The organism is Abyssicoccus albus (assembly GCF_003815035.1).
Taxonomy (GTDB): Bacteria; Bacillota; Bacilli; order Staphylococcales; family Abyssicoccaceae; genus Abyssicoccus; species Abyssicoccus albus.
Map to the genome: position 1 here is coordinate 28,452 of NZ_RKRK01000004.1, position 15,761 is coordinate 44,212.

General features: G+C 34.2%; 15 protein-coding genes. 2 read left to right on the top strand and 13 right to left on the bottom strand.

The window, feature by feature from the left end; genetic code table 11:
- Positions 1–166: 166 nt before the first annotated feature.
- Genes rlmD through EDD62_RS09225 form a run of 4 tightly spaced genes read right to left on the bottom strand, consistent with a single transcriptional unit; the run spans position 167 to position 4,491 of the window.
- Positions 167–1,540, bottom strand: a complete 1,374-nt coding sequence (gene rlmD, locus EDD62_RS07300) for a 23S rRNA (uracil(1939)-C(5))-methyltransferase RlmD (protein WP_123808176.1) — start codon at positions 1,538–1,540, stop codon at positions 167–169.
- 21 nt (positions 1,541–1,561) lie between these two features.
- Positions 1,562–3,361, bottom strand: a complete 1,800-nt coding sequence (locus tag EDD62_RS07305; protein ID WP_123808178.1) for a metallophosphoesterase — start codon at positions 3,359–3,361, stop codon at positions 1,562–1,564.
- A 9-nt stretch (positions 3,362–3,370) separates the two neighbouring features.
- On the bottom strand, positions 3,371–4,312 hold the full coding sequence (locus EDD62_RS07310) for a diacylglycerol kinase (RefSeq protein ID WP_123808180.1): 942 nt from the start codon (positions 4,310–4,312) through the stop codon (positions 3,371–3,373).
- A gap of 2 nt (positions 4,313–4,314) precedes the next feature.
- Positions 4,315–4,491: a hypothetical protein gene (locus EDD62_RS09225; RefSeq protein WP_161485359.1), complete on the bottom strand. Its 177-nt coding sequence runs from the start codon at positions 4,489–4,491 to the stop codon at positions 4,315–4,317.
- 153 nt (positions 4,492–4,644) lie between these two features.
- On the opposite strand from EDD62_RS09225, the gene EDD62_RS07315 reads away from it, so the two are divergent.
- Positions 4,645–5,406 carry a hypothetical protein gene (locus EDD62_RS07315; RefSeq protein ID WP_123808182.1) on the top strand — a complete coding sequence of 254 codons (762 nt, stop codon included), beginning with the start codon at positions 4,645–4,647 and terminating at the stop codon, positions 5,404–5,406.
- A 104-nt stretch (positions 5,407–5,510) separates the two neighbouring features.
- On the opposite strand, the gene EDD62_RS09230 is transcribed toward EDD62_RS07315, so the two are convergent.
- From EDD62_RS09230 to gatC, 4 genes are all read right to left on the bottom strand, one after another.
- Positions 5,511–5,672 carry a hypothetical protein gene (locus EDD62_RS09230; protein WP_170152804.1) on the bottom strand — a complete coding sequence of 54 codons (162 nt, stop codon included), beginning with the start codon at positions 5,670–5,672 and terminating at the stop codon, positions 5,511–5,513.
- Between the two features lie 341 nt (positions 5,673–6,013).
- Entirely contained in the window at positions 6,014–7,441 is a 1,428-nt protein-coding gene (gene gatB / locus EDD62_RS07320; protein WP_123808185.1) for an Asp-tRNA(Asn)/Glu-tRNA(Gln) amidotransferase subunit GatB, read from the bottom strand.
- A gap of 11 nt (positions 7,442–7,452) precedes the next feature.
- Positions 7,453–8,916 (bottom strand): Asp-tRNA(Asn)/Glu-tRNA(Gln) amidotransferase subunit GatA, encoded by a 1,464-nt coding sequence (gene gatA, locus EDD62_RS07325; protein ID WP_123808187.1) that lies wholly within the window; start codon positions 8,914–8,916, stop codon positions 7,453–7,455.
- A 22-nt stretch (positions 8,917–8,938) separates the two neighbouring features.
- A complete protein-coding gene (gatC, locus tag EDD62_RS07330; RefSeq protein WP_123808189.1) occupies positions 8,939–9,238 on the bottom strand; it encodes an Asp-tRNA(Asn)/Glu-tRNA(Gln) amidotransferase subunit GatC in 300 nt (99 codons plus the stop codon).
- A 307-nt stretch (positions 9,239–9,545) separates the two neighbouring features.
- Between gatC and putP the strand changes: the two genes are divergently transcribed.
- Positions 9,546–11,081: a sodium/proline symporter PutP gene (gene putP, locus EDD62_RS07335; RefSeq protein ID WP_123808191.1), complete on the top strand. Its 1,536-nt coding sequence runs from the start codon at positions 9,546–9,548 to the stop codon at positions 11,079–11,081.
- A gap of 78 nt (positions 11,082–11,159) precedes the next feature.
- Here putP and EDD62_RS07340 read toward each other — a convergent pair whose 3' ends face one another.
- From EDD62_RS07340 to EDD62_RS07360, 5 genes are all read right to left on the bottom strand, one after another.
- Entirely contained in the window at positions 11,160–11,339 is a 180-nt protein-coding gene (locus EDD62_RS07340; protein WP_123808193.1) for a hypothetical protein, read from the bottom strand.
- A 32-nt stretch (positions 11,340–11,371) separates the two neighbouring features.
- Positions 11,372–11,818 carry a hypothetical protein gene (locus EDD62_RS07345; protein ID WP_123808195.1) on the bottom strand — a complete coding sequence of 149 codons (447 nt, stop codon included), beginning with the start codon at positions 11,816–11,818 and terminating at the stop codon, positions 11,372–11,374.
- A gap of 71 nt (positions 11,819–11,889) precedes the next feature.
- Positions 11,890–14,550 (bottom strand): AAA family ATPase, encoded by a 2,661-nt coding sequence (locus EDD62_RS07350; protein WP_123808197.1) that lies wholly within the window; start codon positions 14,548–14,550, stop codon positions 11,890–11,892.
- A gap of 92 nt (positions 14,551–14,642) precedes the next feature.
- Positions 14,643–15,065 (bottom strand): SHOCT domain-containing protein, encoded by a 423-nt coding sequence (locus EDD62_RS07355; RefSeq protein ID WP_123808199.1) that lies wholly within the window; start codon positions 15,063–15,065, stop codon positions 14,643–14,645.
- Between the two features lie 27 nt (positions 15,066–15,092).
- The gene (locus EDD62_RS07360; protein ID WP_123808201.1) at positions 15,093–15,659 is read right to left on the bottom strand and encodes a restriction endonuclease subunit S; all 567 of its coding nucleotides are present in this window, start codon (positions 15,657–15,659) and stop codon (positions 15,093–15,095) included.
- Positions 15,660–15,761: the final 102 nt, after the last annotated feature.

Consider the following 15,761-nt stretch of genomic DNA (forward strand, 5'->3'; position numbering starts at 1 on the left):
AACATCCGTTCTGTCAACTCCTCCACCCAAAAGTCATCCTATCAACTCAACCCTACCTTTACTGAAACTACTCTTCCTTTTCAGCAAAATAAAAAATAAGATTCCCCAGCTTGGACATTCTCCAAAACCACTGGAAAACCTTATTATATCAATACTTCAACTTCTTTTATTCATCCACTCTTGACATCACTACTACCGTCTCAACATGATAAGTCTGACTAAACATATCAACAGGTGTGACATCTCCTATATCATAATGGCTTGATAGTAATTTCAAATCTCTTGCGAGTGTTGATGGATTACATGAAATATAAGTGATTTGCTCTACACCAATATCTATCAAGCATTGTAAAAAGTTTTGATCGCATCCTTTACGTGGTGGATCAACGATCACTGTAGATGGTTTCTCACCATTTTGAATAAGTTGATGAATAATATCTTCAACTTTGCCACTATAATAAGTTACGTTATCAATACCATTTAGCTTCGCATTATCTTTCGCATTTTCTACCGCTTCTTCAACAACTTCAATACCGATGACTTCTTTCACTTTATTCGCTATGCTTTGACCTATCGTTCCAATACCACAATACGCATCAATCACGACATCATCTTTTGAAAAATTCGTTTGGTCAATGGCTGTTTGATATAATCGTTCTGTTTGTTCAGGGTTCACTTGATAAAACGATGGCAAATATAATTCATACGTTTCCGTAAACAACTGATCTTTGATTGACGGTTCACCATATAATACGATTGATTCTTTACCTAAAATGACATTTGTTTCATGTGGGTTTATATTTAACTGAATGGATTTGACATTTGGAAATTGATCTGTGATCTGTTGAATAAATGCTTGCTCTTCTTGAGCATTCATCCATCGTTCAATCGCTGTGACAAATCCAATCATCACTTCATCTCCGGATTTATTGGTTCTAATGATGACATGCTTTAAATGGCCTGAATTCGTTCGTTCATCATACACTTTGATATGAAAGTCATTCAACAATTTACGAATATGACGCATCAATTCGTTTAATTCATTCCGTTGAATTAAGCATTCTTCAATTGGAATGACGTCATGACTTCGATTTCGATAAAAACCTAGTTCAGTAACGCCACCGATCATTTGAACAGGCAGTTTTGTTTTATTTCGGTAGTGGAAAGGATTTTCTGCACGTACAACATCATTCACATGAACATCTAATTTGCCTATACGTTTCATTGCATTGATGACTTTATTTTTCTTGAACTTCATCTGTTCTTCATACGACATATGTTGTAATTGACATCCTCCACATTGTGCATAATACATACACGGTGGGTCCACTCGGGCATCACTTGGTGTATCAATATGAACAAGTTTACCAATACCATATTTACTTGTCGCTTTAATGACTTTCACTTCAACCTCTTCACCAATCATTGCATTTGGGATGAAAATTGGATATTTATCAATTTTCATAACCCCTTGGCCTTCGTGATTATAATCAATGACTTTTGCTTTTACATATTCATTTTTTTGGACAGGTTTTGCCATATTATACACGCCTTCATCGGTTTATATTTCTTTATATACTTTACTCCAAAGTTCACCATGATCATCAAGTTTAAATGATTTATCAATCACGTCCAATGATATCGTTGGTACATACATATAAAGTTTCCCAGGGTATTGATTATAATGATATTGAATTGGCAGTTGTCTTAACTTCGATAACCCGTATTTTTTTACATCATTTAGTACAATTTTATTGATCGGCACTGGATGTTCGACAAGGTTAGTGCACGATTTAAGAGGTTCAAATGTATTAATACGATATTCATTCGTAATGACATAGAATTCATCATAATCATCAAATATTTCAGTTGAATTGTCTTCTTTATCGTTAAGTACCGTGGACAATTCAATATTTTGAACTCGCTCATGATCACTTTCTTGTATCCCTTTTGAATTATATCTCCTCGGTTTATCTAGATTGATTGAATAATTCAATCCATAAAAGATATCACAATTGTAAGTTGGAAATCCTGGCTTCACAATATATTGCTCATCTTCTACGGTCAAGTGACCATTTGAGAATTCCATCCATTCTTTCAATTGTTTTTTATTCACTTTTACAACTGCTAAATTGTTTTCATGCTTATATAGATTAATTGCATCTAACATCGTCAATGTTGGTGGTGTCATATGGATGAAATCTTTTATCCCATCACGTCCACCTTTGAATAGAGCTTGAGATGATATGACTGGAATATCTTTATCTAGAATGTCTAACATTTCATTCACATATCGATATGTTGCTTTCGCAATCGTAAATGTTGTTTCATTCGGTGTGATTTGATGTGTGTAACTCATGACTGGCTCTTCTATTTGTGTTACCGGTTCATCAACGTATTGTAGTAAAACTTCATGTAATCGCAACACATCATGAGGAATATCAGTTCCTTCATGATCACTCATAATGTGCTCAGTAAATTGGTCTCTAATCATATATCGATCGGTTGTAGCATCATACGAAACATCGAAGTTAAGTACACCGATAGAACGTCCTGATGACAATGGTTGAACAGCCAGTGTGTTGTGAATTAAAGATTTATCATTGTCCACTTCGTCTAACCCATCATAATATAACCCGGGAAATTGTTCGTGTGTATGACCAAAAACAATCCCATCCAAATATTCATCCTTTGCAATTAAATGGGCTTGATTTTCATGATGAATATCTTCCTTTAAGTTTAATTGCATACCCGTATGTGCTAAACACACGACGAGATCACATTGATGTTGTTCTTTTAATTGCTTGCTCATGTTCTGACTACATTGATACATACTTTCAACATTTAATATGCCTTCCAAATTAAATTTGTCCCAATTCAATATTTGTTCTGGGACAACACTATATATACCAATCTTCAATGGTCTTGTCGATTCATCTACTTGAAGAGAACGAATAACATACGGAGTCGTAAAATGTTCATTTGTTTGTTCATATGTCACATTTGAATTGACGACAGTCGCATTTAAGTGATTCATCGTATATTGTAAATAATCAAGACCATAATTGAACTCATGATTCCCTAAAGCTATAACGTCATAACCAACTTTATTCATATATTGAATCAACTCATTTGGTGAGTCTTGGTCATCTTTTTTAAAATGGTCAAAGCTCATATTACCGATGATATCCCCTTGTAGAAAGTCTCCATTATCCAATAGTAAAGACTTCTCTTTATCGCGTTCCTTTATTTGATCCATTAATACAGATAACCCTTCTTTTGTCACTTGCTTAAAACGATAATCATAATTCGGAATGCCATTATGGACATCGGATGTCGCAAAACATTGGATGATTGTCATAAAAGTGTATCACTCCATATCTAAAAATTCTTCTTGTTCTTCCACATTGGTATCGACATGCCCTTCAATATTTGTAAATACTTCTATATGTTGCTTTAAATTTACAAAGTGGGCAGGGGCATTTCCACCAAATTCTCCATCGATATTTAATTGAACCGTTTCACCACTCGTCACACGAACTTCACGTGCTTTCTTATAATGAACTTTTGGATGATGGATATGTTCTCCTCTAGTTGTTAATGTAATAATATGAGCAAGTTCAGCTAGTGATACTTCTTCTAAAAACATAAATGCAAAATATCCATCATCAAATTCTGAGTCAGGTGCAATCTTATCAAAGCCACCGATAGAATTTGTTAATCCGAGTAAAAATAACATGACCTTACCTTCATAGACTTCATCATCGTATTCCAATCGCATATCAATGGCAGATAAATTCGGTAACATTTCTATCCCTTTAACATAATAAGCAACCGGACCGAGTAATGTTTTCAACCTGCTTGGTGCTTCATAAGATACTTCTGTAATCTTTCCGCCACCAGCAATATTCATAAAGTATCGATTGTTCATCTTACCGATATCTAATTTAGTAGGTGTGTTATTTGTAATCACATCAATGGCTTGTTGGATATTTTTCTTAATGCCTAATGCTTTACCATAATCATTTACAGTCCCCATAGGAATAATACCGAGTTTTGGCTTTACTTCAAAGTCAGCGATACCGTTGATGACTTCATTGACAGTACCATCACCACCCGCTGCTATCACTAAATCGAAACCATCTTTAGCTGCATACTGAGCTGCGAGTGTTGCATCTCCTTCTGCAGTCGTTGCATGAGCACTCGTAATATATCCGGCTTGCTCTAACTGAATTAAACAGTCAGGCAATTGCTTTTTAAATAATTCTCTTCCTGAAGTCGGATTATATATAATCCTTGCACGTTTTTTCATGATTAATCCCCTTTCTTTCTTTTATCCACTTTTTTCATACTGAATACTAAATATATTGCGATAACAAATACTGAAATTTTTAATATTTGAACGATCGTAGTATCCATCTTCGAATGAAATAAAATTAGAATAATTAGTAATAAAATATTAAGCAAATATAGTACACTGTTAATTCTCATGAAAGTTTCCTCTTTTTTTGAACTATAAATAGTTATACATGTTATATTATAAAGTATCACAATAAATTGTTAAACTTATCTATATTAATTGTGCGATTTATTCTATATTTTGTTAAAATAATATTGATTAAATAAATTTAGGAGTAAAAAAATATGATTTATAGATTACCTCTATTATTATACGCAATTATTATTGGTGCAATTATTGTAGGCGGATTCTTGCTTTGGCAAGATAAAGTGCAATTAGATGATCAAAAAATTGTGAATGACTTTAAAGCACAAGCACAAAATGACCCTGCAGTGAAAAAACAAAAGGAACTTGAAAACTTTGAATTGAAGCCTAAGGAAGCTAATACTGCATATAAAAAAGCAATTAAAGATGATAAAGAATTTAACATAACATTCGTCACGAATAACAAATTACAAAATGAAGATGGTTCGAAATTAGTTAGTGAACAATTAGAACAACAATTCAATGAGCGTATAAAAATTCATGAAGTGATGCTTGAAGGAGATTCAAGCCAATTGAATGATGAAGAAGTTCGTTCTACAATCTATGAAGAAGATATGGATATGTTGCTCATTGATTCATTTCTATTAAATGATTATTTACAAGGGGTTTCGACAGACAATCATCGTTTAAATATCGGCAGATTATATGTCGATGCATATAACAATCAAGAAGTACCAGTGTATATTGTCGGTCAACGTCTGGCAGCGGATAATGTTTATAATGAAATATTAGCGAGTGAAGAAGATTTCTTCGAATCGAACGACTATGAATATATCGATCAATATTCGGAATGGGAATCATTAACGAATTATGATGAATACGTCAATGGTGACGGAACACTGACAGAAAAAGGAACAGAATTTTGGGCGAATAATATTTATGATTACTTTGTGAAAGATTAGTATTAACGCTATCATCTGGTAATCAGAGTATTTCTCTTTTACTCTGATTACGAAACAAAAACAAAGGTAGACCTCTATTAATTAAGAGGTCTACCTTTTCTTCATTATAACTTCTCATTGAAAATTTGAATCTTATGTTCATTTCGTTCTTCTTGTATTAACGTTTGATATTCTTTAGATACATGGAAATTCACTTCATCTTTTTTGGCATCTTTTTTATCAGCTTTATACATCTTTTTTAACTCTTCAATCACACGATCTTTCATCAAATCTTGTTCGATATATCTTTCTAACTTTTTATCATAATTTTCACCGGCAATTTCTGCTGCCTTCTATAATACCGACTATAGTCCATGCGATTAAAATCACAGTATTTTTCAAAACAAAAAACTAGATGGATATCCATCTAGTTCATTGTTCTAATATTTTGTGCTCTCGTATTCAGAGTATTTGCCGTTTACTCTGAATATCAGACGAATTCTTGCCTTTTTATCCCCTGTATTCAGAGTATTTGCCGTTTACTCTGAATATCAGACGAATTCTTGTCTTTTTTCACCCCGTATTCAGAGTATTTGTCGTTTACTCTGAATACGAGCATGAGAGCGATCTAACGTTTGTTGATTTCTTCCATTAAAATCTTATTTACCAACGGTGGGTTTGCTTGTCCTTTTGATTTCTTCATAATTTGACCCACTAAGAACCCTATCGCTTTATCTTTACCATTTTTGAAATCTTCGATTGATTGAGGATTTTCATCTAAAGCCTCTGTTACAAATTGAGTCAATGTCCCAACATCCGAAATTTGCTCCATTCCTAAATCTTTTACGATCTTTTTAGGAGAATCCCCAGACTTAGCAGTTTCTTGGAATACTTTCTTCGCTTGCTTACTTGAAATCGCTTGATCATCAACAAGCTGTAACAATTCGACTAAATTGCTTGGTTTAATGTTAGAATTAGCTAATTCCATTTGCTCTTTATTCAAGTATTCATTCACATTACCCATTAAGTAATTCGATGCACTCTTCGCATTTGCACCGAGCGCTACCATTTCATCAAAGAAATCAGACATTTCTTTCGTTAACGTCAATACTTTAGCATCGTATGCTGGTAATCCTAGTTCGTTAATGTATTTATCTTTTCGTTCATCAGGTAACATTGGGATTGTTTCTCTTACTGCATTCTTCCATTCGTCATCGATATATAACGGAACGAGATCTGGCTCTGGGAAGTAACGATAATCATCAGCACCTTCTTTTACACGCATTAATACCGTTTGACCCGTAGATTCATCGAATCGTCTCGTTTCTTGGAGGATTTCCCCGCCTCCAAGTAATACTTGACGTTGTCTCTTCTCTTCAAATTCTAACCCTTTTTTAACAAAAGAGAATGAGTTCAAGTTTTTGAGCTCTGTCTTCGTACCAAATTCGTCTTGACCATACGGTCTAATCGAAATATTCGCATCACATCTTAAGGAACCTTGCTCCATCTTACAATCTGACACTCCGGTATATTGAATGATGGACTTCAATTTCTCTAGATAAGCATAAGCTTCATCAGGTGTTCTTATATCTGGTTCAGATACGATTTCGATCAAAGGTGTTCCTTGACGGTTAATATCGACAAGTGAATACCCTGACTTATGTGTTGATTTCCCGGCATCCTCTTCTAAATGTAGCCTTGTAATCCCGATTGTTTTCTTCTGACCATCGACTTCAATTTCAATTGATCCATGTTCACCGAGTGGCTGGTCGAATTGAGAGATTTGATATGCTTTCGGGTTATCTGGGTAAAAATAATTTTTACGATCAAATTTAGAGTGCGTTGCGATATCCATATTTAACGCCATCGCTGCTCTCATCCCAAAATCTATCGCTCTTTTATTCACGACGGGTAAAACACCTGGATACCCTAAGTCGATTGGATTTGTGTTCGTATTTGGTTCAGCTCCAAAATGTGCAGGTGAAGGAGAGAACATTTTCGAATCTGTCTTTAATTCAACGTGAACCTCTAATCCGATTACTGTTTCAAAATTCATGTAAACTCCTCCTATTGATTCAATTTCTTATAGTGATCATGTAAATTAAATTGCGTCTCAAATGCATGTGCTACTTGATATATTGTAGATTCATCAAATGCTTTACCGATGATTTGTAATCCAATCGGTCTGTCATTTTCTGATAATCCCGATGGAATACTAATCGCTGGAAGACCTGCTAAATTGACTGGAATGGTCAATAAATCATTTGCATACATCGTTAAATTATCTTCTACTTGTTCACCTAAATCAAAGGCAGGTGTTGGAGCGGTTGGACCTACAATAATATCGTATTCATTAAATACTTTATCGAAATCTTCTTTGATTAACGTTCTAATTTTTTGAGCCTTCGTATAATATGCATCAAAATGTCCTGCACTTAATGAATAAGTACCGAGCATAATACGACGCTTCACTTCGTCACCGAATCCTATTGAACGCGTCTTTTTGTATAATTCTTCTAATGATTCAACACCTTCTGCTTGATACCCATAATGGATACCATCAAAGCGCGCAAGGTTAGAACTTGCTTCAGATGATGCGAGAATATAGTACGCCGGCAATCCATATTTAGAGTGTGGTAATGATACTTCATCTACTGTTGCACCAAGTGATTTAAATGTTTCAAGGGCATCTTGAATATTTGCTTTTACTTCATCAGAGACCCCTTCGCCTAAATATTCTTTTGGTACCGCTATTTTTAAGTTTTTAATATCTTGACCGATTTTTTGTGTGAAATCAGGGACCTCGACATTGGCGCTTGTTGAATCATGCTTATCATATCCACTAATTGCATTTAATACATATGCATTATCTTTCACCGAACGAGTCATTGGTCCAATTTGATCAAGAGATGATGCAAATGCAACGAGTCCAAAACGAGATACTCGTCCATACGTTGGCTTCATTCCTACGATGCCGCAATATGCTGCAGGTTGTCTTACTGACCCTCCAGTATCTGATCCTAGTGAATAAGGGACTAGTGATTTTGCAACCGCCGCTGCTGAACCACCAGATGAACCACCAGGTACTGCTTTATGGTCAAATGGATTTACAGTTTTCTTATAGTATGAAGTCTCCGTTGAACCACCCATCGCAAATTCATCTAAATTTAATTTCCCAAGATTAACAGCATTTACCTCATTTAATTTGTTCATGACTGTTGCGTCATAGACAGGGATAAAGCCTTCCAATATTTTACTTGCACATGTCGTTTCGATATTTTTAGTGACGATATTATCTTTAATTCCGGCCGGAATACCGAATAATGGATTCGTCACTTTACCTTCAGATTGTAGTTCATCTAACGCTTTAGCTGCTTCAAGCGCTTTGTCTTTATTCACGTACAAAAATGAATTGATCGTTTGATCATCTTGCTCAATTGCATCAAGAAAAACTGACGTTAATTCTGAAACAGTCACTTCTTGATTGACTAATTTTTCATGTAATTGTTCTATAGAATCGTAACGCATCATATATCACTCCTTAGTTAAAAAATTATTCGCTATCATTCATGACTTGTGGTACTTTAAATTGTCCATCTATTGTTGAATGCGCATTAGATAAAGCATCTTCTTGACTTAACGGATCTACAACCGCATCATCACGAAATACATTCACTAAATCTAATACATGATACGTTGGTTTGACACCTTCAGTATCGACTTCATCTAATTGATCAGCAAAACTCATAATTTTTTCTAACTGTTCACTGAATTTTTCTGCATCTTGGTCATTAATTTCAATTTTTGATAAATGAGCAACATGTTTCACTTGCTCCTTATTTATATGCTCCATGTCAATCCTCCTCTATGGAAATGTCAATCGTATTAAATTTTATCAAAATTAGCTTAAAAATGCTATCGAACTCAGTTGAAATACTGAATCAAAATGTTAGATTCAATACTAACATTTTCATTTTTCGTAGATATATTAGCGTTTAATGGTTATTGATATTAAAGCTTAAATATTCAGATTATTAGTTCTCAACTATTGGTACAATAGTAAATATCCTCGAAACCATTGAGAATACTGAATAAAATTAGGTCAACTAACTTGATTATTCTTAGTCATTTATGTACTCTTAAATATAGGAGGCGATAAAATGATATTAAATTCAGCTCAATTTACGTTTACAGCTGGATGGGAAGAATACTTAATGATGGTATTGTATTTCCTTGTTTTAATTGGTATTGGTATTTATGCATATAAACAATCTACAGCTAATTTAGATGAATATATGCTTGGTGGTCGTAACATTGGACCATATGTAACAGCATTATCTGCTGGTGCATCTGACATGAGTGGTTGGATGCTAATGGGATTACCTGGAGCGATGTATGCAACAGGACTAGCATCTGGTTGGATTGCAATCGGATTAACAGTCGGAGCTTATATTAACTACTTCGTAGTCGCACCAAAATTACGTGTATACTCTGAAGTTGCAAATAATTCAATCACAATCCCTGACTTTTTAGAGAACAGATTCGAAGATACGAAAGGTACTTTAAAAATTATTTCAGGTATTGTCATTGTATTATTCTTTACAGTGTATACGGCGTCTGGAATGGTATCTGGCGGTAAGTTATTCGATAGTGCATTCGGATTGAATTACTATTGGGGATTATTAATTACTGCTGGTGTCGTTGTGATTTATACATTCTTTGGTGGATATTTAGCAGTAAGTTTAACAGATTTCTTCCAAGGAACTGTCATGTTCATTGCTTTGATCGTAGTACCAGTTGTTGCATTTACAGAGCTTGGTGGAATGGAAGCATTCGATACAATTCGTTCAATTGATGAGACGAAGATGGATATCTTCAAAGGAACAGCACTTGTTGGTATTATTTCTAACTTAGCATGGGGACTTGGTTATTTCGGACAACCACACATTATTGTTCGTTTTATGTCAATTCGCTCAGTGAAAGACATTCCAACTGCAAGACGTTTCGGTATTGCATGGATGGCCATCGCAATTGTCGGTGCTTGTTTTACTGGTTTACTAGGTATTGCATTTATCGATCAAACAAAGCATAACGTAGAAGACCCTGAGACAATCTTAATCTTAATGAGTCAAGTATTAACTCACCCATTAATTGGTGGATTTTTCTTAGCGGCAATTCTTGCAGCGATTATGAGTACAATTTCTTCTCAATTGCTTGTAACATCAAGTTCATTAATTCAAGACTTCTATCAAATGTTCCGTAACAAAACAGGTCGCAATGATCATATTGATCAAGAGAAGCTTGATAATCATTTAGTATTAATGAGTAGATTATCAGTTGTTTTAGTTGCTGTAATTGCAATTATCATTGCATGGGATCCAAACTCAAGCGTATTAGACATCGTCGCAAACGCATGGGCAGGATTCGGTGCAGCATTCGGACCAATTATGATCTTAGCATTGAACTGGAAACGCTTTAACCGTCAAGGCGCCATCGCAGGTATGATTGTCGGTGCATTAACAGTCGTTGTATGGATTGTTGCAGGTGGATTCGGTACAGATTTATATGAAATCGTACCAGGATTTATCCTTGCTATGATTGCAGCCATTGTTACAACATTAATGACACCAGAACCATCAGAACGAATGGTTGAACAATTTGACGAATCTAGAAGATTATTGAGAGATTATAAATAATAGTCACATATTTTAACTATATATTAAAACCCACACTGAACATTTTTTTCAGTGTGGGTTTATTTTTAGCCAGATTAATTAAATATGTTTTTTAGACAATCCTAATAAACCATCTGTCACTTCAACAGTGACTGGTCCACTAAATGTTGTACGTGCATCAAATACAAATACATTATTAGAAGGTTGTCTTACAAACTGAACATCTTTATATCCTTCGTTTCTTAAGTATCTTTCGACATCCCCTTTCGATTTTGCCATGTTGTTTCACCTCCTTTTAATAATTTCCTCTTTTAGTAAGACATATTATTTATTACAGATTCTTCATCAAATTTACTTGATTTTTCTTTATATTCATCAGTATCTTCTTTATAGAACGTAATCCCTTTTCCTAACCCTTCAATATTCATAATAATCTTATCTCCATCAACTTCATATGTCACATCTACCTTATCACCCGCTTCATTGCGTAGCTTCATTTCTTTTTTCTTTGAATCAATTTTACCTGTTAATTTATTCATTGATGTATCAATATCTGGAGCAAAGAGTCCGGATGACATAATTTCAGCATACTCATTACGGCTAGAAAAAATCACATCAATATCTTCTTCATAGATTGACATTTCGACAATACCTGCATTCTTGTTAAATGCTTTATAGTCCCCAGATACATCTTTTGAACAACCAACTAACATAGCGAATACTGAAACAATCGTTAATAATGTAATAATTTTTTTCATAATATAATCCCATCCTTATTGAATATTTTCATTTTAAAAGCATAAAGTTAAATTTATTTCACCGTAATTAATTACCGACTTCCTACTTCATCTGATTGACCTATAAAGCCTTCATCACCGCCTTTAGATTTAGATTCAATAGTCACTTCAATTCTACTTTTAGATGCACTGAAAGAAACTTTATCTCCTTCATTTAATAACCCTTCTATAACGAGTTCAGAGAGTTTATCATCAACAGACTTTGTAATACCTCTTTTGATTGGCCTTGCACCATTCACTGGATCATAAAAACTCGTTACAATAAAATCTATCAGTTTTCGATCGTAAGACACTTTGAATCCCATTTCTTCAATCGCTTCAAACTTTTTATTTAACTCAAGTTCAGTAATCTTATATATGCTATCCACATCAAATGGCTTGAATGTTACAATTTCATCAATTCTATTAATAAATTCTGGTCGAAAATAATCATTAATTGCTTCTTGAGTTGACATTGTAACTGTGCCATAATCTAGTTCAGATAACTCAGGTGCACCAAATCCGACTTGTTTACGATGTTTAATATCACTCGCTCCGATATTTGATGTTAAGATAATGATCGTCTCAGTAAAATCAACGACTTTGCCCATCGAATCAGTTAATCTTCCGTCGTCAAATACTTGTAGTAAGATATCATAAACTTTTGGGTGGGCTTTCTCTATCTCATCGAACAATATGACTGACTTTGGTTTATTCGAGACCTGCTTAGTTAATTCACCAGAACTACCATATCCAACATATCCCGGTGGTGCCCCAATCAACTTCGATACTTCATGGGCGGCCTGATATTCACTCATATCGAATCTAATATATTCATCTTCTCGCCCATACATTGTCTTGGCTAATACTTTTGCTGTTTCCGTCTTACCTACACCGGTCGTCCCAACAAACATAAACACACCAATAGGCTTCGACTGATCTCTAAAACCTGTTTTAGATCTTATAACGGCTTTAGACACAATATCTACCGCTTCAGATTGCCCTATAATTTGCTTTTGCATTTGGGTATTTAATGTTTGTAAACGATTAAACTCTTCTTGTTTGCGAGCCTTTTGGTCTTGAATTACATAATCTGGAATATTACGGTCTACCTTCTTTTGAATGACTTGCTTTAAATATTCAAAAGACAACTTAATTGGATATTCCTTCTTGTCATAGTCATTGACTTTGATATTATATTGTTCCTCTAGTTTCTTTAATTCAAGCCTCTTTTCCTCTACTGCTGCTTCATTAAATTTAATCGCTGCAAGTTTGTCTACTTCTTTTAATAATTTTTTCCTTTCATCGATATACCATCGATCAAGATTATGGTCTATATCTAATTGTTGATCTAATTTGCACATCGTACATGCATTATCAATTAAAGTAAATACACTATCAGGCATATATTCTTCAGTTAAGTAATCACTGGATAAAATGACTGCAGCTTCAATAACTTCTTTTGGAACAGTCACTTGATGATAATTTTCATACGAGTGAATCGTATCACTTACAATTTTAATCGTGTCTTCAATAGTAGGCTCTTCTACATACACTTTCTCGAATCTTCTGACTAAAGCTTGGTCATTCGCAATATTTCGATTCCATTCATTAGGCGTTGTAGCCCCTATAATTGTAAAGTCTCCTCTGGCCATTAAAGGTTTGAATATATCCGTCATTCGTTTATGATCACCTAACATATGAATTTCATCGATAAATAAGATAATATCCTTCTCGCTTGAAATCTCTTCTTTAAATTTATTCAAAACTCTATCCTGATATTTATCATGAAGATCGGCCATACTAAATTGCAATATTTTCATAGAATCTAAAGGTTTTATGTCACCTAATGCTATTTTATTTGCCAAGCCTTCAACAATTGCAGATTTACCGACACCACCAGGTCCTATCAATACAGCATTATTTTTATTCTTTCGACAAATGGTATGAACAATTTGATCAATTTCATCATCACGTCCTATGACGTTTGGAAGTTGACCATTTTTTGCACATTCGGTTAAATCCGTTGATATATCACGTAGTAATGAGTAGTTTGGATTTTCTAACTTATTAGTCAGCCTATTATCTTCAATTTCTTTGTCTTGTTTCTTTCTCTTCACATGTCCATCATACTTCCTATTAAGCATACTGTATCGTATACTAAAGTTATCTTTTAAATCTACTCGATAATCTGAGTAATATGTTGCCATGAGCTTGTTTAATAAATGATGTGCATTACATTCTTCGTTTTCTACGATTGCAACAAGTAAATAATACGTATCCATTCCACTATCTAAAGAAAGTTGGACTCTAAATTCATCTGCAGCATCAAAAATAGCTTTAACATGTTCCGAAACACATAAATCAATACCGTTAATTGATATATCAGACGGGGGCTCATTAATAAATTCCAGATCATTTTCTTTGATTTTCTTCACATGTTCGGAAGTCGCGCTAAATAATCCTTCACTCACCTCTATAACTGTTCTGTCTCTTACAACTATTGCACTGTCTAACATTTTACTTACTTTTGAACGCGTGATTGAATGACGTCCTAACGAATATCCTGCACCAGTATCTTGAGCAGAAATAATCGCAAGTAAAATATCCTCAGTCTGTATTAATGATTTATTTTTACATTGAGTTTCTAAAATATTCAATGCTTCATTACATTCTCTTGTCACTTCATATTCAACACGATTCATACAATTCATTACATCGACCCCTTCGAATAGTTTATTAATATATAACTTCTCCCATCCATTGTATTGGCACAGTATTTACATATTCATATCAACTTTCACCATTACCCAATTGTTTTTTTCTTGATCATTTCAAATTCTTCTTCCGAAATAACACCGTTATTTTTCAATTCATATGCCTTTTCAAGATCCATAACATTACCAGATCCAGTTGACTGGTCATTGGACTGTTTCGCACTACTTAATTTCATATAAGCGAGTATTGCTAGTACGCCTCCTAATACCGATGTCACTAAGAAAATCAATCCGAACACTAAAATCCCAGTCGACTTAGAAGCAAATTTCTCATCGGTAAAGCCTTTAGATCGTATGAATAATATCCCCCCAATGATATCTAACCAAGCCCATAACAAACCAACACCTGTAAAACACCAAATTACACCTGCAATTATTGCTACAACACCCGCTGCAAAAGTTAATGTTTTAGCAGCTTCCATCTCTTTGTTTCTTCTCACTTGATTATTCATATAAAAATCTCCTTTATAAAATATTTTTTATAATTTATTTAAAGCAACTTTAATCCCTAATTCATCTTGCGCAATGCGCTCTTGCTCTTGTCGTTTTGTGTTGATTAATAATTTGTACATATTACCGATATGTTGTTGATACTCTAGAAGTGGTAATGATATTTCAAAGTCATCTAATGCTTGATGTGTCAATTTCATCTTCTTATGTTGTGACTTCCTTAATTGATTCAATTGAGTACTCACCTCCCATGAATGATTGAACCAAGCGACAAAAAAACAATCATCAATTGCATCGGGCACAACGACCTTTGAATAGTTGTATGGCAATAAATATCCATCATTAACCCTTGATACCCGTGTGCAATAACCACGTGATAAATTCACTATGATATCCCCTTCGTGAACGACTTTTACTTTCGCATCGTCTTGAATTCGAACAGTATTAACTTCAATTGAATTTGCGTTAATCTCTCCACAATCATAAAGAAAGCTGTGATGATGATAGACGTTATACACCAAGCCTTTATCATCGTATTCAATCACCCTATTCACATTAATCCCACCTTCAAAGACAACACAGTCTTGTAACAACATATCTTTTCTCCTTTCTAATACTTAACGAGCTATGTTGTATATTGTAAATTACAATATTATATAATTAATATACAACTAACCATGCAGATGAATATACAATGT

What these genes read in the sequence shown, in the direction of transcription:
- rlmD (WP_123808176.1), bottom strand. Translation starts at nt 1,540, where the DNA reads ATGGCAAAACCTGTCCAAAAAAATGAATATGTAAAAGCAAAAGTCATT.
- EDD62_RS07305 (WP_123808178.1), bottom strand. Translation starts at nt 3,361, where the DNA reads ATGACAATCATCCAATGTTTTGCGACATCCGATGTCCATAATGGCATT.
- EDD62_RS07310 (WP_123808180.1), bottom strand. Translation starts at nt 4,312, where the DNA reads ATGAAAAAACGTGCAAGGATTATATATAATCCGACTTCAGGAAGAGAA.
- EDD62_RS09225 (WP_161485359.1), bottom strand. Translation starts at nt 4,491, where the DNA reads ATGAGAATTAACAGTGTACTATATTTGCTTAATATTTTATTACTAATT.
- EDD62_RS07315 (WP_123808182.1), top strand. Translation starts at nt 4,645, where the DNA reads ATGATTTATAGATTACCTCTATTATTATACGCAATTATTATTGGTGCA.
- EDD62_RS09230 (WP_170152804.1), bottom strand. Translation starts at nt 5,672, where the DNA reads ATGAAAGATCGTGTGATTGAAGAGTTAAAAAAGATGTATAAAGCTGAT.
- gatB (WP_123808185.1), bottom strand. Translation starts at nt 7,441, where the DNA reads ATGAATTTTGAAACAGTAATCGGATTAGAGGTTCACGTTGAATTAAAG.
- gatA (WP_123808187.1), bottom strand. Translation starts at nt 8,916, where the DNA reads ATGATGCGTTACGATTCTATAGAACAATTACATGAAAAATTAGTCAAT.
- gatC (WP_123808189.1), bottom strand. Translation starts at nt 9,238, where the DNA reads ATGGAGCATATAAATAAGGAGCAAGTGAAACATGTTGCTCATTTATCA.
- putP (WP_123808191.1), top strand. Translation starts at nt 9,546, where the DNA reads ATGATATTAAATTCAGCTCAATTTACGTTTACAGCTGGATGGGAAGAA.
- EDD62_RS07340 (WP_123808193.1), bottom strand. Translation starts at nt 11,339, where the DNA reads ATGGCAAAATCGAAAGGGGATGTCGAAAGATACTTAAGAAACGAAGGA.
- EDD62_RS07345 (WP_123808195.1), bottom strand. Translation starts at nt 11,818, where the DNA reads ATGAAAAAAATTATTACATTATTAACGATTGTTTCAGTATTCGCTATG.
- EDD62_RS07350 (WP_123808197.1), bottom strand. Translation starts at nt 14,550, where the DNA reads ATGAATTGTATGAATCGTGTTGAATATGAAGTGACAAGAGAATGTAAT.
- EDD62_RS07355 (WP_123808199.1), bottom strand. Translation starts at nt 15,065, where the DNA reads ATGAATAATCAAGTGAGAAGAAACAAAGAGATGGAAGCTGCTAAAACA.
- EDD62_RS07360 (WP_123808201.1), bottom strand. Translation starts at nt 15,659, where the DNA reads ATGTTGTTACAAGACTGTGTTGTCTTTGAAGGTGGGATTAATGTGAAT.